17 protein-coding genes are annotated in these 19,695 nt (G+C 66.3%); 7 read left to right on the forward strand and 10 right to left on the reverse strand.

Annotation, left to right across the window (positions count from 1 at the left end; genetic code table 11):
• Positions 1-109: 109 nt before the first annotated feature.
• Entirely contained in the window at positions 110-655 is a 546-nt protein-coding gene (locus tag ABN401_RS04980; RefSeq protein WP_349683727.1) for a hypothetical protein, read from the forward strand.
• Between the two features lie 153 nt (positions 656-808).
• On the opposite strand, the gene ABN401_RS04985 is transcribed toward ABN401_RS04980, so the two are convergent.
• The 4 genes from ABN401_RS04985 to ABN401_RS05000 all read right to left on the reverse strand — a co-directional run bounded on the left by ABN401_RS04985 (position 809) and on the right by ABN401_RS05000 (position 4,765).
• Positions 809-1,777, reverse strand: coding sequence for a phosphotransferase family protein (locus tag ABN401_RS04985; protein WP_349683728.1), 969 nt, complete (start codon positions 1,775-1,777; stop codon positions 809-811).
• Positions 1,778-2,076: 299 nt separating this feature from the next.
• On the reverse strand, positions 2,077-3,099 hold the full coding sequence (locus ABN401_RS04990) for an IS110 family RNA-guided transposase (protein WP_349683729.1): 1,023 nt from the start codon (positions 3,097-3,099) through the stop codon (positions 2,077-2,079).
• Positions 3,100-3,353: 254 nt separating this feature from the next.
• A complete protein-coding gene (locus ABN401_RS04995) occupies positions 3,354-3,944 on the reverse strand; it encodes a hypothetical protein (RefSeq protein WP_349683730.1) in 591 nt (196 codons plus the stop codon).
• Between the two features lie 29 nt (positions 3,945-3,973).
• On the reverse strand, positions 3,974-4,765 hold the full coding sequence (locus ABN401_RS05000) for an enoyl-CoA hydratase/isomerase family protein (RefSeq protein WP_349683731.1): 792 nt from the start codon (positions 4,763-4,765) through the stop codon (positions 3,974-3,976).
• 165 nt (positions 4,766-4,930) lie between these two features.
• On the opposite strand from ABN401_RS05000, the gene ABN401_RS05005 reads away from it, so the two are divergent.
• On the forward strand, positions 4,931-8,344 hold the full coding sequence (locus tag ABN401_RS05005; protein ID WP_349683732.1) for an indolepyruvate ferredoxin oxidoreductase family protein: 3,414 nt from the start codon (positions 4,931-4,933) through the stop codon (positions 8,342-8,344).
• 21 nt (positions 8,345-8,365) lie between these two features.
• Here ABN401_RS05005 and ABN401_RS05010 read toward each other — a convergent pair whose 3' ends face one another.
• Positions 8,366-8,977, reverse strand: coding sequence for an NADPH-dependent F420 reductase (locus ABN401_RS05010; RefSeq protein WP_432763518.1), 612 nt, complete (start codon positions 8,975-8,977; stop codon positions 8,366-8,368).
• A gap of 76 nt (positions 8,978-9,053) precedes the next feature.
• On the opposite strand from ABN401_RS05010, the gene ABN401_RS16330 reads away from it, so the two are divergent.
• Complete coding sequence (locus ABN401_RS16330) at positions 9,054-9,473, forward strand: winged helix-turn-helix transcriptional regulator (protein WP_432763519.1); 420 nt, start codon at positions 9,054-9,056, stop codon at positions 9,471-9,473.
• Here the strand turns inward: ABN401_RS16330 and ABN401_RS05015 are convergent.
• Genes ABN401_RS05015 through ABN401_RS05025 form a run of 3 tightly spaced genes read right to left on the reverse strand, consistent with a single transcriptional unit; the run spans position 9,450 to position 12,031 of the window.
• Entirely contained in the window at positions 9,450-10,271 is an 822-nt protein-coding gene (locus ABN401_RS05015; protein ID WP_349683734.1) for an SDR family oxidoreductase, read from the reverse strand. The two genes, ABN401_RS16330 and ABN401_RS05015, sit on opposite strands and share 24 nt — an antisense overlap.
• 17 nt (positions 10,272-10,288) lie before the next feature.
• Positions 10,289-11,662 (reverse strand): spinster family MFS transporter, encoded by a 1,374-nt coding sequence (locus tag ABN401_RS05020; protein WP_349683735.1) that lies wholly within the window; start codon positions 11,660-11,662, stop codon positions 10,289-10,291.
• A 36-nt stretch (positions 11,663-11,698) separates the two neighbouring features.
• Positions 11,699-12,031 (reverse strand): EF-hand domain-containing protein, encoded by a 333-nt coding sequence (locus ABN401_RS05025; protein ID WP_349683736.1) that lies wholly within the window; start codon positions 12,029-12,031, stop codon positions 11,699-11,701.
• Between the two features lie 120 nt (positions 12,032-12,151).
• Here ABN401_RS05025 and ABN401_RS05030 point away from each other — a divergent pair, with 120 nt between their 5' ends.
• From ABN401_RS05030 to ABN401_RS05045, 4 genes are all read left to right on the forward strand, one after another.
• Positions 12,152-13,303 (forward strand): saccharopine dehydrogenase family protein, encoded by a 1,152-nt coding sequence (locus tag ABN401_RS05030; RefSeq protein WP_349683737.1) that lies wholly within the window; start codon positions 12,152-12,154, stop codon positions 13,301-13,303.
• A 258-nt stretch (positions 13,304-13,561) separates the two neighbouring features.
• A complete protein-coding gene (gene radC, locus ABN401_RS05035; RefSeq protein ID WP_349683738.1) occupies positions 13,562-14,176 on the forward strand; it encodes a RadC family protein in 615 nt (204 codons plus the stop codon).
• 7 nt (positions 14,177-14,183) lie between these two features.
• Positions 14,184-15,083: a DUF7146 domain-containing protein gene (locus ABN401_RS05040; protein ID WP_349683739.1), complete on the forward strand. Its 900-nt coding sequence runs from the start codon at positions 14,184-14,186 to the stop codon at positions 15,081-15,083.
• A gap of 51 nt (positions 15,084-15,134) precedes the next feature.
• Positions 15,135-17,195: a ParB N-terminal domain-containing protein gene (locus tag ABN401_RS05045; protein WP_349683740.1), complete on the forward strand. Its 2,061-nt coding sequence runs from the start codon at positions 15,135-15,137 to the stop codon at positions 17,193-17,195.
• Between the two features lie 453 nt (positions 17,196-17,648).
• On the opposite strand, the gene ABN401_RS05050 is transcribed toward ABN401_RS05045, so the two are convergent.
• Positions 17,649-18,980 (reverse strand): hypothetical protein, encoded by a 1,332-nt coding sequence (locus ABN401_RS05050; protein WP_349683741.1) that lies wholly within the window; start codon positions 18,978-18,980, stop codon positions 17,649-17,651.
• A gap of 43 nt (positions 18,981-19,023) precedes the next feature.
• Positions 19,024-19,632, reverse strand: a complete 609-nt coding sequence (locus ABN401_RS05055; protein ID WP_349683742.1) for a TetR/AcrR family transcriptional regulator — start codon at positions 19,630-19,632, stop codon at positions 19,024-19,026.
• Between the last annotated feature and the right edge of the window lie 63 nt (positions 19,633-19,695).

The following is a 19,695-nucleotide window of genomic DNA, read 5'->3' on the forward strand; positions in this document are numbered from 1 at the left end:
TCCCAGTCTTGACCATGGCCGCGCTGTGACTCGATCCAGCGCCAATGCACTACCGGCAAAGGCGATCGCATTCGTCCGTCACCGTCGGCGCCTCCGAACCGACCAGCCTTTGACCGCATCGCTGACGGTGGTGAGCATGCTGGCGATCTGGCTGAGCTGGTCCTGGCAATCGACAGTCCCGGGATGGCCCGGCCCTTCGCCGCCGGGAGCGCTGTTGGTTACTGCGTCCGTTCTCGCGGTTTTCGTTTTTCGGCGATGGGGTGAACTCGTTGGTGCTGTTCCCATCGGCGTCCTGATCGGATTGCTCACGCTCCGGCTGCTGCCGGTCACGGCCCTGTCGTCGTCCGGTTTCTTGCAGAGCCCTGCCGTCGGTGTGGCGTTCTCGGCCAATCTCGCCCTAGGCCTGATCGCCGTTCTCGTCGCGGGCTGGAGCCTGCGGCCGTGTCGGCGGTGGCGGGGCGTGGCGTGGGCTTTTGCCCTGGTCGGCCTCGCGGAAGCGACACTGTGGGGCACCGTTTTCTCGCCAAGTCTGGAGGATCTCATGCACCCAGAGCTGACCGGTCCAACGCGAGCTCAACAGTTCAGTCTATCGATCGGGCCCCAGACGCTCGTGTTGCAGCTTTATATCCTCATGCGGCTCATAGCCCGCGGCTAGGATTGGGTTCCGAGACCTGTGTGAATCGGCAATCGCGGGAGGACCAGCGATCTCGGGAATACAGTTTCGCCGGGTATCGCGGCCAAGCGCCTGCGACTCGGCCACGACGCCGAGTCTGGCCACGTTGGCTTAGGGTCTCCGAGTGATATCCGTTCACGCACCGGCTCTTTTCGCGTACGTCCAAGCCAGATCAGACAGACTTTCGACCTGGTCCGCCATGGCGGCGGCTTGCGTACTGACCGACGTGCCTTCCCGAATACGACCCGCGATGCCCTGACAGATCGCCGCCAGACGGAACAGGTTGTAGGCATGCAGCCAGTCGAACGATGGCGGGACCGTGACGTCCGCCGCACCGACATAGCGGTCGAGCACCTCGTCCAACGACGGTATGCCCAACGCCTCCAGATCGGCTCCCGCCAAGCCGTTTCTTTGGGTCGCGGGAAGCACCCAGGCAAGCAGCAGGTATGAGAAATCGGCCAAAGGGTCGCCGAGGGTCGAGAGTTCCCAGTCAATCACCGCCAGGATATCCGGCGTCGTGGGACTGAAGATGATGTTGTCGAGCCGATAGTCGCCATGGACGATGCGGGCCCGGCCTTCGGTCGGCAGGCTGCTAGGAAGGAAAGCGATCAGTCGATCCATGGCCGGGCGCGTCCGGGTTTCGGACGCGCGATACTGTTTGCTCCAGCGCGCGACTTGCCGGCCGAAATAGTTTCCCGGTCGGCCGTAGCTCAGGAGGCCGACAGTGTCCGGGGTCATTCGGTGGAGCGCCGCCAAGGCGTCGACCTGGGCCAAATAGACAGCGCGCCGCTCGTCTGGCGAAAGGCCCGGCAACTTAAGGTCCCAGAAGATCCGGCCATCGACGCGCTCCATGACGTAGAACATGGAACCGAGAACCCGGTCGTCCGAACAGAGCGCCAACGGTTGGGCGACAGGAAAGCCCTGCGCATGCAGCGCCGAAATCACCTCGAACTCCCGGTCCACCGCATGGGCACTGAACAGCAACATCCCCGGGGGCTTGCGACGCAGGACATATCGCTTCGTCGGCGTCGTGAGCTCGAACGTGGGATTGGATTGGCCGCCCTTGAACTGGCGGACTGAAAGCGGACCAACATAGCCGCGCACATGGTCCGCCAGCCAGGCCTCAAGCGCTGTCGTCTGTGGACGGCCCCTGCACTGCAAGGGTGAATTTGGATTGAAGTGACGATCTGGGTGGTGCGGTCATCTGTCCGGCCTGTTTGTGCGGTGTCGATGGCCGCTGGCCCTGATGGAGTCCGCTGGACCAGGTCCCAATCAGGTTATCGAGCTCGGGGCTCCGACAGCGCCTCGGGTTTTCCTGGCCTATGGCCGCTATCTGATCATCATCAACCCGTGTGCACCCTTCCAGTTCGGAGCGGCGGACCGACGGTCCGTCGCGATCTCATTTAGACCATCGCCATGGTCCGGTAGCTCTCGCCGCGCGTCATGACCGCCCAGGCGATCCGCGCGGTCTTGTTGGCCATGGCGACCGTGACGACGCGGGATGGCCGACGCTCAAGCAACGACTGGACCCAACCGGCGGATGGCGTCACCCCGGTCCGCGCGCGGCGGATCACCGACGTCGCCCCGACCACCAGGAGCTTGCGCAGATAGCCATCGCCCTTCTTGGTTATTCGACCCAGGCGATCTTTGCCGCCGGATGAGTTCTGTCGAGGGACCAGGCCCAGGAAGGCCGCGAACTCCCGACCTGACCGGAACAGGCCTGGATCGCTGATGCTGGCAGCCAGGGCGGTAGCCGTGATGATGCCGACACCGGGAATGGTGGCCAGCCGCTGGCTGGTCTGGTTTTCGCGATGCCAGGCGAGCAGGCGTCGCTCAAGCGTACGGATCTGGAACGCCAGCGCCTCCATCTGGGTGCCGAGCATCTCCATGGTCACTACGGCTGTCTCCGGCAGTGACGAGGAACTCGCTTCCCGCATCAAGTTCAGCAGGTCGAACACACGGCGCGCGCCTTGAGGGACCACCAGACCAAACTCGGCGCAGTGGCTTCTGATCGCGCGGATCAACGTCGTCTTCTGGCGTACCAAAAGCTCTCGGGTCCGGTGCAGGGTCAGGATTGCCTGACGCTCCGCACTCTTCACCGGCACGAACCGCATCGTCGGTCGGGTGACGGCCTCGCAGATCGCCTCGGCGTCAGCCGCGTCGTTCTTCTGGCGACGGAGATAGGCCTTCACATAGCTAGGCGGCATCAGTCGCACCTCATGGCCCAGGGCTGACAGCTCGCGGGCCCAGTAGTGGGCGGTCGCGCAAGCCTCCATGCCGATCAGGCACGGGGGCAAATCCCGAAAGAAACTGATCAGTTCGCCGCGGCGCAGCTTCCGACGGACAGTGACCTGCCCCCCCGAACTGACGCCGTGAACCTGGAAGACGCTCTTGGCGAGGTCGAGGCCGATCGTGGTAGTCATCATGGTGGACGGTTCCTGTTCTGTGGCCGCGTAAGCAACGACCACCCTATGGCGCACTCGACGCCGGACACAGGGGCCGTCCACCCCATCAGGTTAAACGCGAACCGTGGATCGACGGCTTGGGTTCCGCAGAAGCAATCGACCCCCAATGGATCCGACGTGGCTGACGATGCCGATCGGCTGTCAAGCTCAGGAGGAGAATTCATCGGTTCGACTTCCCGCCTTAAAGAGGTTTGATTGACACGGGGGGTGGAACCCTAGCTCAGACCGGTGCCCAGACTCGCGAAGACCTCGAGGCACGCGACTGCTACCAACAGAGCGCCCTGCCCTCGCCGCGACGGTAGGGTCGCCAAGGCCAGATAGATCACCAGGGGCCCGCCGACGAAGAGCGCCCAGGCCCACAGAGGCGGTCCGCCAGGGCCGCCGTGCATCGACCATTGAAAAAAGAGAGCATGGGCACCGAAGGCGAGCTGAAACACGGCGAGCAACAGCCAGAGATAGGTCCGGTGCTTGTTGTAGTAGCCGGCGAGATCGACCGGACCCTCGACCGGCACGTCCCGCTCGTCGGGCAAAGCCACGGCCGCAGCCAGGAAGAGCACGAACATCTCCAGAATGAGCGAGAGGTAGAACCACAGGCCTGTCAGACCCTCGAACGCGCGGACACCCCACAAGGCGAACCACATGCGGATCAGGGTGAACGCCACATAGCCGGCCGACGCGACCGCGAGTGTGTCCCACACGAGCCGGTTGCCGGTCTTGACGAGCCTATGGGCGCTCGTGGCGAGATCCGCCAGGGCGAGGCCGGCGATGATGGACATGAGGCCTGTCGCGTATTCGAACCGGTCCACGGTCGCCTCCTCTCCAAACGTCGCCAGCCCTAGCGCGCGACAGGATCACTCTGGGCGAGGAAGCGCTCAAGCAAGGTCTTGACCTCCCCATCGTGCGCGAGTAGCCCGATGAACCGACGGCTCTCCGCGGCCAACCCCTCCGACATCTCGACTTCGGCGTTGCCGGCGACCAGGACCTTGATGGCGCTGACCGTCGCAGCCGGTCGGCGGGAAAGACGCTTGGCCACCTCGCGCGCATGGGCGGGCAGATCCGCGAAGACCCCGTGCACCAGACCGAGCGCATAGGCCTCCTCCGCTCCGAAGGTTCGCCCGGTCAGCATCAGCTCAAGGGCCCGGGCCGGCCCGATGGCCCGCGCGGCGCGCTGGGTGCCGCCTGCGCCGGGGAAGATTCCGACCGTGATTTCCGGAAAGCCGAACGGCCCCGCGTCGGCGGCGGCATAGCGCAGGTCGCAGCACAGGGCGAACTCAAGCCCCCCGCCCATACAGGCTCCGTTGATCGCCGCGATCGTCGGCACGGGCAGGGCTTGGACACGGTCATAGATCGCGTGTGTGCGCGGCACGGCCCTGTGCGCCCGCTCGCCCAGCACACTGCCGATCTCACGCACATCATAGTGACGGATGAAGGCCCCCGGCACGCCGCCGGTGAAAACGACGGCCCGGACGGGCGCGTCTGGAGCCCGGGACGCCGCCTCGATGATCTCCAGCGCGTCGTCGAGGGCGGCCAACACCGCGGCGTCCATCAGCCCGTCAGGCGGATTCTGGAACGTCAGGGTCAACACGGCCCCATCACGATGGAGCGTCACCAGCGGCTGATCGGTCATTCCGAATTTCCTTTTCCCACCAACGCCTATAGACCCACGAAAGTTTTGTCGACAATATGGGCTGGTAGGTCGAGGGTGAAACTGGTCGCGCCTTAACGAGCGGAAATACAGCGGCTTGGTCGCACCGCCACGGGCCGATTGTGGACAATGCCAGCAGGTGGGTGAATGGCGTACGATGCAGCGCGGACGACGGCGTTTGTCACGGGGACGGAGGCGCTCGTCCGCCTGGCTCTGATCCAAGCCGCGCGGGACGCCGCAGCGGGGCTGAAAACCGGCGGCTTCATCTCCGGCTATCGCGGCTCGCCGCTCGCCACCTACGATTTCCTGCTCGAGCGGGCCCGGCCGCAGCTGGAGGCGGCCGGAATACACTTTCAGCCCGGCCTGAACGAGGATCTGGCGGCGACGGCCGTGTGGGGGTCTCAGCAGATCGGCCTACTGCCGGGCAGCAAACATCAGGGCGTCTTCGGACTGTGGTACGGCAAGGGCCCCGGCGTCGACCGCTCCTTGGACGCGATCAAGCACGCCAACCATTATGGGGTCTCGCCCCATGGCGGCGTGCTGGCTTTGGCGGGCGACGATCACGGTTGCGTCTCCTCCACCCTCCCCCACCAGAGCGATCTGGCGCTCATGGCCGCCTTGGTTCCAGTGGTCTATCCGGCCGATGTCCAGGACCTGCTCGATCTGGGCGTCCTTGGACTGGCGATGTCGCGCTATTCGGGCGCGTGGGTCGGCCTGAAATGCGTGACAGACGTGGTTGAGGGCGCAGCGACCGTCGACGTCGCCCCCGATCGGATCAAGATCGTAGCGCCCGCTCATGAGTTGCCTGCGGGTGGCCTGCACATGCGCTGGCCGGACGATTCTCACGCCGCTGAGCGACGGGCGGCCACAGACCGTTTGGACGCGGTCGCCGCCTTCGCGCGCGCCAATCCCTTCGATCGGCTCATTATGGGGGCACAGTCCGCCCCGCTCGGCATCATCGCCAGCGGCAAGGCCTATGCCGATCTGCGCCAGGCCATGGAAGCTCTGGGTATCGACGGAGCTGCGGCCGAAACCCTGGGGCTGGCCGTCTACAAGATGGGTCTGGTGTGGCCGATCGAAGGCGAGGGCGTCCGCCGCTTTGCCCAGGGTCGACAGGAGTTGCTCATCCTGGAGGAGAAACGCCCGATCATCGAGGATCAGATCGCGGTCCTGTTTCGCAACGACGACGTCCGTCCGCGCCTGGTCGGCAAGCACGACGAAACCGGTGCTGCGCTCGTGCCGAGCTATGGCGAGCTGGATGCGGACATTGTCGCGCGTATCCTCGTGGCCAGGCTGGCCCGGCTCGGGGTGGACACCAGCATGCTGGCGGGCCGCAGCGAGACGGTGCAGGCCTCGATGACCACCGGGGGTGCGCCGGGTCCGGTGCGCGCGCCCTTCTTCTGTTCTGGCTGCCCGCACAACACCTCGACCGTCGTGCCGGAAGGCAGCCGCGCCGTAGGCGGCATCGGTTGCCATGCCATGGTCCTGAGTGACCCCGCGCGGCGCACAGCCTTCATCACCCACATGGGCGGCGAGGGTGCGCACTGGATCGGTCAACAGGCCTTCACCCATGAAAACCATGTGTTCCAGAACCTGGGCGACGGCACCTATCATCATTCTGGCTCGCTGGCGGTGCGGGCTGCCGTGGCCGCCAAGGCCAACGTCACCTTCAAGATCCTGTATAACGACGCGATCGCCATGACCGGTGGCCAAGGCTTCGACGGCCCCCTCGATGCCGCCCGCATCACGCGCCAGATGGCGTCGGAGGGTGTGGCCAAGATCGTCGTGGTGGCCGACGATCCGAGCAAATACCCGTCGGGCACCGAGTTCGCGCCGGGCGTGTCCGTCCGTCCCCGGCGGGACATCGAGCTGGTCCAGCGCGAGCTGCGGGATGTGCCGGGCGTGACCGTGCTGGTTTACGACCAGGTCTGCGCTGCGGAGAACCGGCGGCGACGCAAGCGCGGCCTGGCCGTGGATCCTCCCGTTCGAGCCTTCATTAATCCGGCCGTGTGCGAGGGCTGCGGCGATTGCTCGGTGCAGTCCAACTGTATTGCCATCAAGCCTCTTGAGACGGACTGGGGCCGCAAGCGGGCAATCGACCAGTCTTCATGCAACAAAGACCTCAGCTGTCTGAAAGGGTTCTGCCCGAGCTTCGTCACCGTGCACGGCGGACGCCCTCGACGCACGGCCAAGCGACGGCTGGAGGCGAGCGACATTCCCGCCCCGCCCACGATTTCAGCCGTGACTTCGCCGGTCAATATCCTCGTCGCCGGCATCGGCGGGTCGGGCGTTCTGACGCTTGGGGCCATCCTCGGCCGCGCGGCCCATATCCAAGGCTTGGCGGCCACCGAACTCGACTATACGGGCCTGGCGCAAAAGAACGGCGCGGTCATGAGCCACATCCGCCTCGCGCCGAGGCCGGACCTGCTGCACGCCACCAAGATCCCGCCCGGATCGGCGGACGTGTTGCTGGCTTGCGACGCCGTGGTGGCGACCTCTCGCGCCGCACTCAGCCGGTTGTCGAACGGTGGGACCCGAACGGTGCTGAACGCCACGGTTCAACCGACTGCGCTATTCATCAAGGATCGCGACGCCGTTCTGCCGGAGCAGCGAATGCAGGAGTTGCTCGCCTCCAATGCGATCGAAAGCGCCACGGTCCCGGCCGCAAGCCTGGCTGTTCGCCTTCTCGGCGACGCCATCCTGGCCAATATGCTGATGCTTGGCTGGGCTTGGCAGAAGGGGTGGATCCCGCTGGAGCTTACCGCCATCGAGACGGCGATCGAACAGAACGGTGCCGCCATCGACGACAACAAACAGGCCTTCGCCTGGGGTCGACGGCTCGCGCACGACGCGCCATCCGTGTTCGCCATCCTGGACGCGGCGTCCGAACCCGAGGGCCCGCTCCCTGCCGACACCCTCATCGAACGACGGATCGCCTTCCTGACGGCCTACCAGAACCGCAGCTATGCGGAGGACTACCGCCGCTTCACGGCCAAGGTGGCGGGCGAGGAGAAGAAGCGCCTGGGTGCCGTGGGTCCCATTACCGAAGCGGTCGCGGCCAATCTGGCCAAGCTCATGGCCTACAAGGACGAGTACGAGGTCGCGAGGCTGTATTCCGACGGAACCTTCAAGGCCCAGCTGGACGCCCAGTTCGAAGAGGTTGAGCGCGTGACTTATCACCTCGCCCCGCCCATTTTGAGCGACACCGACCCGGTGAACGGACGTCCGCGCAAGCGCGAATTCGGTCCCTGGATGGGGTCGATGTTTGCGCTTCTGGCGCGCCTGCGTTGGTTGCGCGGCACGCCGCTCGATCCGTTCGGCTATTCCGAGGAACGCCGCATGGAGCGCGGTCTGGTCCAAGAGTATCGCCGTGCCGTGACCTCGGCACTGGCGATCCTCACTCCCGCCACGGAAGCCCAAGTGCTTGAGATCGCCCGCGCTGCCGACGCCATTCGCGGATTCGGCCCAGTTAAGGCCGCGGCCGTAGTCGCCTACCGCTCACGCATGGCCCAACTTGCGGCGACAAAAGCGGATGCCCCCGCCAATCGAGCGGCCGCATGAGTCGTCAGAGAGGGCTCCAATCTAGACATAGGCAAACCCGCCTTGGGTTCCGCGTCCGCCGTTGGTCGCGATCTGGATGTGAAGGTGCGCCAGAGCTTCGCAATACCGTGCGGCCGAAAGGCCGCCCACGGTGATCGGGTTGAGGCCGATATCAGCGGCCAGTCCGGCGACGACACTGAGAGCGCTCGCGTCCTCGCCACAAAGAAAGGTGGCCGCAGGCACGGGCTTGGCTTCTAGAACCTCCCGCTGCAGCATATCGGCGAACACAGTGTTGAAGCCCTTCACCACGCGGGCGGCCGGGAAATCGGCCTGTAGCCGCTCGGCATTGGATTGACCGCCCTCGAGGATGACAGGGGTCCAATCGGCGTTCAGGAGGTTGGTGCAGTCGATGACAATTTTTCCAGCGAGCGGTGATGCGCTGAGTGGCACCTCTGCGACGACGCCGGGCACAGCCAGGACGATGACCTCTGATCGCGCGATCGATTCGGCGAAATGAAACACATCGATCCCCGGATGCTCGGCGCTCGTAGCAGGCGGCGAACGCACACCAAAAACAATCTGGTGACCCGCGAGGGACAGAAGCGCGCCCAGGTTGCGCCCGAACGGGCCGGCCCCGCATATTGCGATGTTCATTGGTGATCTCCACGTTTGCGGTCCCACCAAAGCTGTTCTCCGCGTCAATCCCCATACCCACTCTTTGGGAAGCGTCATGCGAAAGCCCAATACCAGCCAAGCCCGGAATGAAGCCCGGCTGGAAGACGCCTGCCCGTTCGCATTCACGTTAAGGACCTTGGGCTCCCGGTGGCGCCCGGCCATTCTGTGGAAGATGGCGCTAGGCGACCGCACCTACGGCGCACTGAAGCGATCACTGCCCGGCATCTCCGACAAGATGTTGGCCCAAGACCTGCGTGTTCTCGTCAAGAGCGGGCTGGTATCGCGAACGCAAGCCTCGCGGGACCTCGCGCGCTCATCCCGCTACACCCTCACACCCTCGGGCGAGGCCCTTCTGCCCCTTCTTCGGGAAATGCAGCATTGGGGTTCAGGCGCGCTCGAACGTAGGCGCGAAGCCGATCTTCCGGGCGAGGCCTCAAGAACCGCCAGGACGTCAGACGACCGAGCGGCGGCGTGAAAAACGCGACGGAGCGGCTTGAGTGATAAACTGCCGCCGGAAGCGCGACAGACCGGCGAGCCAGCCATCATAGTCGGCCGTCTTGCGTTGCAGGTAATCCAGGGCCTTGGGATGTGGCAGGATCAGAAACCGCTCTGCGGTCAGTCCCTCCACGACGCAGTCTGCCACCGCCTCGGGCGTGAGGATGCCGTCGATATCGGCGCCGAAATGAACGTCACCCGCCGCCATTGGTGTCGCCACCGCTTGGGGGCACAGGACCGACACGCGAATGCCGTCGTCGGCATGGGCGATGGCGAGGCTCTCCGCCAATCCGATGGCTGCATGTTTGGTCGTCGCATAGGCGGCACTGCCGATCATGGTCAGCAGACCGGCGGCGGAGACGGTGTTAAGCAGATACCCTTCTCCTCGCGCGATCATGGCCGGGAGCACTGCGCGTGCCGCATAGACATGGGCCATCACGTTCACCGACCAGGCCAAGGCCCAGGCCCGGTCATCGGCCGACACCGCGAGGCTCAAGTCCATGTCTGGCGGCAGCACGCCAGCGTTTGAGCAGAACAGGTCGATCGGCCCGACGTGGCGCGTCACGTCGGCGACGAGCCGGACGATGTCGGCCTCGTTCGCCACATCGACGTCATGGGCTGACCCGCCGACGGCGTCCGCGACTGTAAGGGCCGAAGCCGCGTCCCTGTCCGCTACTGCGATGTGCCGAGCCCCTGATGCGGCGAACCGCTCAGCCATCGCGCGCCCGATGCCGCCGGCTCCGCCGGTGATGACGACGACCTTGTCCTTGACGTCCATGTTCGGTTGCCTCCGTTCTAGCTAACCATCTCGTGACGGATGCTGCGGCGCGCGACGAGGAAGCAGGCCGCCGCGACGAGGCCCGCCGCCGCCGTGGTGATCAGGGCCCATCGCAATCCCTCGGCCAGGCCCATGGTTGTGGCAAAGCCGTCCGAGAGAAGCCCCACCGCCAGAGGGCCCAGCCCCAGTCCGACGAGGTTGATGATGAAGAGCAGAACGGCGGACGCGGTCGCCCGGCATTGAGGCGGCACCAGGCTTTGGGCGCTCGCATAGACAGGGCCGTACCAGAGAGAGTTCAACGTCAGAGGCACCGTCAGGAGCAGGAACGACAGACCCAAGTCCTTGACCGAAGCCGCCGCCAAAAAGAACGGGGCGCCAAGCAGAACCGCCACGGCCGGGAGGGTCATGTAGATTCTGACATCACGCTTGGCGCCCCAGTCCGCGATCTGGCCGCCCAGGAAGGTGCCAGCCAGACCACACAGGCCCACAAGCACGCCAAGACTCAGACCCAGCACGGCGGCGGGCCCGAGATCGCTGCCGGCTGGGACCAGTGCGGCCAGCGCCTCGGCGTGATTGCGGAAGTAGAATGAGCCGTAGAATGCCAGATGGCCGTAGCCCAGAAATCCCATCGTGGCGGCCCCACCGGACATCCACCAGAAGGTGCGCGACCGGCGAAGGGCCGCCCAGGCGTCGCGCCCCGAAATCGGAGCCGCGGAGTCCCGCACAGCGGCAGGGGTTTGGGTCCGCCGCGGCTCCCGCAAGGTGAAGAGAACAACGAGCGCGAGGAGAAGGCCGGGCGCACCGGCCAGCACGAATGCGACCCGCCAACCGTACAGATCGGCCGCAACGCCGCCGACGGCCAGGCCAGCCAACGATCCAAGCGGAATGCCCAGGGAGTAGAAGGCCAGAGCCGATGCCCGCTTTTCTCGCGGCGCGTAGTCGCTGATGAGGGAGTGGGACGGGGGCGTGCACCCGGCTTCGCCCACGCCCACGCCCACTCGGGCCAACAGCAGTTGAAGGAAGGATTGCGCGAAGCCGCACGCGACGGTGAAGCCGCTCCAGACCGCCAAGGCCACGGAGATGATCACGACCCGGTCACCGCGCTCTGCCCATCGCGCGATGGGCAGACCCAGCACAGTGTAGAGCACTGCGAACGCGAAGCCGGTCATCAGGCCGATCTGGGCATCGCTGATGCCCAGATCGGTCTTGATCTGCTCTGCGAGGATGTTGACGATCTGGCGGTCCAGAAAGTTGAACGTCAGGACCACCATGAGCAGGGCCAGCCCGTAGCGCCGGTACCCCGAACCGACCTTGCCCGCATCCGTCTCCAAGCCAGCCTCCCATTTATCGTTATTGTCGACAATAGAAGCAGGCTCGGCAGCCTGAAGCAAGTCGCCAGGCCGGCGGCCCGGGCGACCAACCGTGCCTTACTGACCTTGGCGCGCGCGCATCTGGGCCATCATTTCCAACGCCGCCTGAAGTTCAGCCTCGACCATGAAACCGTCAGCGTTCGTGTCGAAACGCCTGAAGCCACGCTCCTGACGACCGGCCGCTGTCCATTCGGCCAGGCTGATCTTGCCGTCGTCGTCGGTGTCGTATTGCGCCAGCGCTTGCGCGACCGCGGGGCTGGTTTCAGCAGACGCTTGAGCTGGCGCGGGCGGCTGGGGAGCAGACGAGGGCGAGGCGGGCGCGGTCTGAGCCATGACGGGACCAGCCAGCAGGGTGGCGCAGAGCGTAGCGGCGAGCGTGAGACGTGACATGGAAAACTCCGGGTGCGATATGGTCGACAATCCAACCAATACCTTCAACGCGCGCCCGAGTGAAATCCGGCGCGAGATCGAGGAAGTTCCATGACACCCTCAGACTCACCCTTCGATCTGGTGCTGTTCGGAGCGACAGGGTTCACCGGCCGTCTGGTCGCCGCGCGCCTCGCGCAACGTCTCGGAACGAACTCGGGGCTGCGGTGGGCGCTGGCCGGGCGTGACGGTCGGCGGTTGATCGAGGTGCGTGACGCCATCGACCCCGGTGGCGCTTTGCCGGCGCTGGAGGTCGACGCCCACGACCCCGAGGCCTTGGCGGCATTGGTGCGAAGAACCCGGACCGTCATCACCACGGTGGGCCCCTACCAACTGCACGGCTCGGATCTGGTGGCGGCCTGCGCCGAGGCCGGCACGGATTATCTGGATCTCTGCGGGGAGCCGGAATGGATGCGACGGATGATCGACGCCCATGACGAAACCGCCAAAAGGACGGGCGCTCGCATCCTTTTTTCGTGCGGTTTCGACTCCCTTCCGTTCGAGTTGGGCGTACTGCGGCTTCAGAACGAGGCGATCCGTCGCTTCGGCGCGCCGTTCCCGAGGGTCAAGGGTCGGGTGATGCGATTACAAGGTGGACTGTCCGGGGGCACTCTGGCCAGCCTGAATGCGACCATGGCCAGGGCCGCAGACAATCCCGAGGCCTTGGCGCACCTGCGCGATCCTTTCGCTCTGGTTCCTGGCTTCAAAGGACCCGAACAACCCCGAGGCAATCGGGTAGAGTATGACGCCGACCTCGACGCCTGGGTCGCGCCGTTCATGATGGCGGCGATCAACACGCGCAATGTTCACCGATCCAACGCCCTGCTCGGCCACCTCTACGGAACGGACTTCGTCTACGATGAAATGCAGATCGGCGGTCCCGGAGACGCGGGACAAGCTCGGGCCGCCAACTTGGCCGCGCTTGCCGCCTCGCCCAACGAGTCCCTCAAACCGGGTGAAGGTCCCAGCGCAGAGGAGCAGGCGGCGGGGTATTTTGATGTCCGCTTTATTGGCCTCGGTGCTGAACAGCAGCGCCTTACCGTGGCGGTCACGGGCGACAGGGACCCGGGCTACGGTGCGACATCGCGAATGATCGTCGAAACGGCATTGTGCCTTCTGGACTCAGGCCATGGCCTCGCTGGCGGCTGTTGGACGCCGGGTGCCGCCCTGGGCGCGACCGTGGAACGCGCGTTGTCGGCCAACGCCGGAATGACCTGTCGGACCCTGGGCGCCTGATGCGACCATGCCGTCTGGTGCCCGACCAGCGTTTGGTCCGCTAGTTTGATGACGACGGTCTGACGGACTTAACGGGCACAGCCAGAGGCTCTGCCGGCGTGAAAACGACCGTCTGGAAGGACGAAAGCGAGGGCGGCGGCCGGCGCTCCGATGGGGAGCGGAAGTCAGGAGACCGCCATGAGACCGATGCCAGCTACATCCCTCCGCTCCAGTCGGAAGGGTTCGCGCTCCACGCCCAAGACCCGGGAGCCCTCGACCTTGGAGAACATCGACGACCAAGGCCTGCTATGTCTGCTCCTGGATCGCAGCCTTGCCGGGACGGCGGTCGAGCCTGTCGCTGCCGAGCTGATCAACCGGTTCGGTGGACTGGGTGAGATCGTCTCCGCGGACCTGCCGGAGCTCAGCCGGATCACTGGGCTCGGCCCGACGACGATCCTGGACCTCAAACTGCTGCGCCAGTTCAGCATCCGGGTGGCGCGCAGCAACGCTTGCGGCCGGCCGATAATGTCCTCCTGGGCCGCGCTCGTGTCCTATACCCGCACGGCACTCGCCCATTTGCCGCGTGAGCAGTTTCGCGCACTCTATCTCGATCGGCGCAACATCCTGATGCGCGACGAACTGGTCGCAGACGGGTCCGTCGACCACGCGCCCGTCTATCCCCGCGAGGTCGTCCGCCGCGCGCTCGAACTGTCGGCTTCAGCGCTCATTCTGGTCCATAACCATCCCTCGGGCGACCCCACACCCTCTCAGGCGGACATCACCGTCACGCGCCAGATCATCGAGGCGGCCAAGGTGTTCGGCCTCCAGGTGCATGATCACCTCATCATCGGCCGGGAAGGCACGGCGAGCTTTCGTACCCTCGGTCTGATCTGAGCGCGCCATGACCTTGCACGCCATCGTCGCCGCCCTGGGCGGCGACCTTTATCAGGGCGGCCATCGCGCCAATGTGCCGGCCCCTGGTCACAGCGCCCATGACCGCTCCGTCTCCCTGCTGCTTTCGGACGAGCGTCTCGTGATACACAGCTTCGGGGCCGCCGATTGGCGCGCCATGCGCGACGATCTGCGTCGGCGCGGCTTCATCGACCGCGGCGGGCGGTTGACGGGCAGACACCGCGCGGGTCCCGCACCGCCCAGACCCGATCGTCTGACTCGGCTCGCCGCTGCCGTCCGCCTATGGGAGGTTGGCGTGCCGATCGGCGTAAACAGCTTGGCGGAGCGCTATCTTCGATCCCGCTTTGTGACCCGCGGGGCGACGTCGGCGAACCTTCGCCATCATCCGCATGCGCCGACGTCCGTCTATCGGCCAGGCAGTGCCCACCGCCCTGCCCTCGCTGCCCGGATCAGCGACGACGCGGACCAACTGACAGGCGTCGAACTCACCTACCTGAGTCCGAACGGCCGTCGTGCGACCGAACTTCGGGTGTCGCGCAAGACGGTGGGCCATGTGCCGCCCGGCGCTGCCGTCCGCCTTTGGCCGGCAGCGCCAGAGATGCTGGCTGCGGAAGGCGTTCTCACCACGCTTTCGGCGGCCGAGCGCTTCCAACTGCCCGGCTGGGCGCTGTTGGCGGCGAACAACCTGGCGCGCTGGACCCCGCCGTCCTGCGCGCGGCGCGTTCTGATCGCTGCCGACCGCGGCGTAGTCGGTCAGGACCGGGCGTGGCGGCTGCATCGGCGATTGGTCGATCTCGGGATCGGCGCGGAGGTCGTCTGGCCTGACGCCCCCTTCGACGACTGGAACGCGGTCGCGATGGCGCAAGCAAAGGCGGAGCGAGGGCGCTGAGGGGCGCCGGAGCGGCGGGGATCGGCCCTGTCGCACGGCCGGAGATCCCCCATGACCGACCTCGTTCCCGTCATCACCCCGCTCGACGACACGCCCGCCGTCGTCGTCGACCGAGACGAGCGCACTATCCGCCTCGGCGACCTCGGCATCGCGCCCGAAAACCTGCGCTTCAACGAACCGCCGGACGACGACATCCCGACCCTGGCCTCCACGATCAAGGCGGCCGGCCAGCTTCAACGCCTGACCGTTCGCCCGGGCCGCGGCAAGAAGGAACAGCCCTGGATGGCCCTGGACGGCCGTCGCCGGCGTCTTGCGCTCGGCCTGCTGCGCGAGGCCGGCGTCATCGACGACGACTATCCCGTCACGGTCTATGTCGAGATCGACCCGGCGCGTCAGGCGGCCGCTCTACTGCTGACCAACACCGCAGCCCCCGTCCATGTCGCGGACGTCATCGTCGCCATCGGACGGATGCTAAAGACCAGGCTGACCATCCCGGTAATCGCTCGCGCCCTCGGCTATGCCGAGATCGAGATCAAGCGGCTGGCGGCCCTGGCTGCCCTCCCACCGGTCGCGATTAACGCCCTCAAATCCGGCCGAATGACCTTGAAGCAGGCCCGGCTCCTGGCGCGGTTGCCGAACGCCGATGAGCAGGCCGAGATCGCCGAGGTCGCGCTGTCGGGCCACGGGTTTCAGGACTGGCGCATCGTTGAGCGCCTGGACGCATCGCGGGTCACGCCGCACGATCGCCGCTGCGCCCTGGTCGGCGAAGCGGCCTATGCGTCGGCCGGCGGGCGCACCGAGGTCGATCTCTTCGGGGAGCTGGCGCCGGTGCTGCTGGATCCGGACGTGTTGACCGAGGCCTGGCTGAAACGCGCCCGAGGCATCGCCGCCGTGTTCGAGGCCGAGGGCATCGCGGTCCACGTCACGGCCGGCCGGGAGCCGGACCTGCCGGAGGACCTTGAGCCGCTCGGCTATGTCTACGGCGGCGTGCTGAACGACGAGGAGATGGCGCGCTATCGCGCCCAGCGCGACGTCTGGCGTGAACGCGCCGACGCGGCGGCCCAGGCACTGGCCGAAGCGTCCGATCCCGAGGCCGCCGACGCCGCCCTCGTGGCCATGATCCGCGCCAAAATCGAAGTCGATCGGACCGGGTCCCGCGGACGGGCCGTGACGACGATGGTGATGTCTCCGGCGTCGCCCACGGGCGTCGAGGTGCGGTGCTACTCGCCCGAGGAGCCCGAGCTCGAGGCGGAGGATTCGGGAGGTGAAGAGGCACCGACACGCGCCGTCGCTCCGCCGGCCTATGCCCCCCCCGAGGTCGAGGCCCCTGAGCCAGAGACCGACGGCGTCAACCACGTCCTGCACGCTGTTCGCACCGACGTCGCCACGCGCGGCCTGATCCGTGCGCTGGCGGACGACCCGGGCGTAGCGCTCGTGGCCCTGATCGCGCGCCTGTTCACCCTGCTGGTGCTGCGCACCCATGTCGCGCGCTCCGACTCTGCCCTGGCCATCCTGGCGACGGGCTTCAATCCGCCGGGTGGCCGGGTGATCGAGACCCTGGACGGCGAGGTGCGCCAGAGACTCGACCAGCGCCGGTCGACCTGGGAGGCGTCCGGCGAGACCGTCATCGCCTGGGTCCACGCCCTGCCCCACGGCGAGAAGATGGCCCTGCTGGCCGAGCTGACGGCGATCAGTCTGGACGTGCGCGAAGAGCGTACGACCCTGATCCGCCGCCGCGCCCGCGCCGAGGCGGCCGAGCTCGCCGCACTGTGCGGCGCGGACATCACGCTCCACTGGACACCGGATGCGCCCTTCCTCCAGTCGCACTCCAAACCCCTGCTGCTCGGCATGCTGACCGCCATGGGGGCCGAAGACGAGCGCGCCACGTCGCTCAAGAAGACCGAGCTCGTCGACTGGGTCGCCGAACAGGCGGCGTCGCGGTCCTGGGCGCCGATCGGCCTGTCATGGGCGGCGACCGACGACCCGGAGGCCTCTGACGTGGAGGACGAGGCCGATCCCGAGGACGAACTGGACGACGCGCCGGACGATGGGGCTGGAGAATTCGTCGTCACCCCGGCGGGAGAGGCCGCGCTCACTTCCGCAGCGGCTTGAGCCTTCGCGATTGAAACCACGCGCCGTCCCGGCTTCGGCCGGGGCGGTGTTGTTGATTGACCTGCTCTCTGCTTTGCGCATCGTCTCGATGGCCCGCAATACCGCCGAGCCTTGGCGCAGACGTTTTGTGGCTGGGCGAGACGGGGGAGAGCGGGCATGCTATGTGCGCGTTGATCCTGCTCATTTGAACTTCGTGCAACAACCCGCTTCAACTTCCTCGGCCGTGTCGACTTCGGGAGAACGATCGGAGCAGTTCAGATCGCAAGCCTCATCCAATGTTTTCTCATCGTCTGCGCGGCGGTCCACAAGATCGGCCATATCCAATGCGATCTGATCGGCGGGCCCGAACTTCGCCGCTTTCGCCGAACTCGCGGCGGTTATCCAAATCGAGATGGTCGGCGCGCTTTTAAACTTCGCCCGAGTAACCTTTCAGTGCCGAATGCGCGTCTCCTGCTAGGTAACGGGACGAGGCGCATCGATGCCGCCGCAGACCTCGGGCCAGTCCATGGAAATCAGGCAGGCCGATATCCGGGTCGCCTGCGGCTCGCCCAGGGTCTCGACGGCAAGGGACCGGAAGGTCGCGGTCGTCAGCGACGAACCCAGGGCGAACAGCCGTCGAAGGAAGGTCTCCAACGCCGGACGGCCGACCGACGCCTGGACGGCATCCAGCAACAGCGCCGGCCGCTGGTAACGGTTGATATAGGCTCGGGTTTCGTCGGTGTGGGTGTCGGCGATGGACACCCCCCGGCCCGCCGCCTCGACCTGTTGACGGTACAGGTCCAGCCGCGATCGCCGGGTGTCGTCCCCCTCGCGGTCGCCTGTCCGGACCAGAGCGAGGTGTTCGGCCACGCCTTCGCTAATCCAGTCGTTCGCCGCCCCTTCGGATCGGGACCAGAAATGCGCCACCTCATGGCGCACGTTGAGCCCGAGGGGCCGGTCACCGGGGGCCAGCAGCGACGCCTGTGGCGTGACGATCAGGGGTAGGCGCGAATAGGACAGCGGCCCGCCGCGGCGTGTGAAAACCAACTCCGGGCGCACTTGTCGCCCCTCTTCGACAGGACCCAGAACCCGCTCCAGCCATGCCGACATGTCCGCAGCCTCGCCCGCCAGTCCGGCCGCCACTTGGCGGGCCTCGATAGGAGCGTCATCCGAGATCAAAACCCGGGACCGGCGGCCGTCGATCTCGACGCTGTCGTCGGTGAAGCGGGGCGAGGCGATCAGGACGACGTCGGTCGCCCGGTCGCTGGTCACGTCGATACGGCCGGGTTCGGTCCGGCTGGCGGCTCCAACTGAAGCGAACGTCCAGCCTTCTGGGAGGGCCGTTCGCAACCGCCAGGTAAAGGGCCGGTCGATCGCGGTCATCGGATACCATCCGCCGTAGAGCGATAGTTCGATGAGTTCGGGTGCCACCTGATTACGGCCGTCACGGTGAAGCTGGCCCGGCCCGGCGTAGGACAGGCGGGCCTTTTCGCGTGGACATGGGATGTCGATGGCGCGGCTCGCGGCTATCCAGAATGGCTCGGCCCCTGCGGGATCGATCACCGGTTCGACCGGGCGTCCGTCGATGATCGTTTCCGTGAGGGTCAGACCACGGTTCAGATAGACCCGGGCTACGTCACCCTGGCAGGGCAGGCCCGATGCCTCGACGACCACCGACAGGGCGCTGCCGGCCGGATCCAGCGCCAGCGCGATGTCGTATTGCGCCGGAGCGTTCTGCGCGACGGCGGGCCCCGCAAGCACCATCAGCATTATGCTTGCAACAGCCGGTGTTCTAAACTTGGTCATGGGTCGCCTCCCCATCAAACTGTTACCAGCGAGAAACGGTTTGTCAATCTGGCCGGAATGCCGCAGCCGTCGTCGCCGGCCAGGCATCGATGAGACCGTTCAGCCAGGCCAGAAACCGGCTGTCCTGGTCGCTTTCGCCATGCTGGATCCACCAGACGAAGGCGGCGTGGATGAAGTCGGTCAGGGTCTCGACCGCCAGACGAAGCGGCAGCGGGTCATCGGCGGACGGCGTGCCCACAAGGCCGAGCGACCGGCGGACCGCGCGGGCGGTGCTGGTCTTCAGCTGCATGGTCGTGGCCGGGGCGTCGGGAAGATAGACCTCACCGTCGCGCACCAAGGCGACATAGCCATCCTCGACGCTACGGATGGCGGCCAAGACAGACTCTAGCACACGTCCGGAGTCCGGGGGCGTCTCGTCGAACGCGGTCTGGACCGCTTGATAGACCTGCTGGGTCAGCGCCGCGATCAGGGCGTCCTTGGACGGAAACCGTCGGTAGAGCACGGGCTTGGCGACACCCACCGCGGCGGCCACGTCCGCCATGGTCGCGACCTTCAGGCCCTTGGCGCGAAACACCGTTGCCGCCACCGTCAGGAACGCCTCGCGCCGTTCCCGACCTCGCGCTTCTCGAACGCCGCCGGTCGATTGCCTCATGATCCAGACTTAACGCGCTTCCGGGCAGGGATGAAGCCGCGCTGTGCGTACCAACGACGTGCC

It is taken from the genome of Brevundimonas aurifodinae, from assembly GCF_040195595.1.
Lineage (GTDB): Bacteria > Pseudomonadota > Alphaproteobacteria > Caulobacterales > Caulobacteraceae > Brevundimonas > Brevundimonas aurifodinae.

What these genes read in the sequence shown, in the direction of transcription:
- ABN401_RS05040 (WP_349683739.1), top strand. Translation starts at nt 14,184, where the DNA reads ATGACCTTGCACGCCATCGTCGCCGCCCTGGGCGGCGACCTTTATCAG.
- ABN401_RS05010 (WP_432763518.1), bottom strand. Translation starts at nt 8,977, where the DNA reads ATGAACATCGCAATATGCGGGGCCGGCCCGTTCGGGCGCAACCTGGGC.
- ABN401_RS05050 (WP_349683741.1), bottom strand. Translation starts at nt 18,980, where the DNA reads ATGACCAAGTTTAGAACACCGGCTGTTGCAAGCATAATGCTGATGGTG.
- ABN401_RS04990 (WP_349683729.1), bottom strand. Translation starts at nt 3,099, where the DNA reads ATGATGACTACCACGATCGGCCTCGACCTCGCCAAGAGCGTCTTCCAG.
- ABN401_RS05045 (WP_349683740.1), top strand. Translation starts at nt 15,135, where the DNA reads ATGACCGACCTCGTTCCCGTCATCACCCCGCTCGACGACACGCCCGCC.
- ABN401_RS05025 (WP_349683736.1), bottom strand. Translation starts at nt 12,031, where the DNA reads ATGTCACGTCTCACGCTCGCCGCTACGCTCTGCGCCACCCTGCTGGCT.
- ABN401_RS05005 (WP_349683732.1), top strand. Translation starts at nt 4,931, where the DNA reads ATGGCGTACGATGCAGCGCGGACGACGGCGTTTGTCACGGGGACGGAG.
- ABN401_RS05015 (WP_349683734.1), bottom strand. Translation starts at nt 10,271, where the DNA reads ATGGACGTCAAGGACAAGGTCGTCGTCATCACCGGCGGAGCCGGCGGC.
- ABN401_RS16330 (WP_432763519.1), top strand. Translation starts at nt 9,054, where the DNA reads ATGCGAAAGCCCAATACCAGCCAAGCCCGGAATGAAGCCCGGCTGGAA.
- ABN401_RS05055 (WP_349683742.1), bottom strand. Translation starts at nt 19,632, where the DNA reads ATGAGGCAATCGACCGGCGGCGTTCGAGAAGCGCGAGGTCGGGAACGG.
- ABN401_RS05000 (WP_349683731.1), bottom strand. Translation starts at nt 4,765, where the DNA reads ATGACCGATCAGCCGCTGGTGACGCTCCATCGTGATGGGGCCGTGTTG.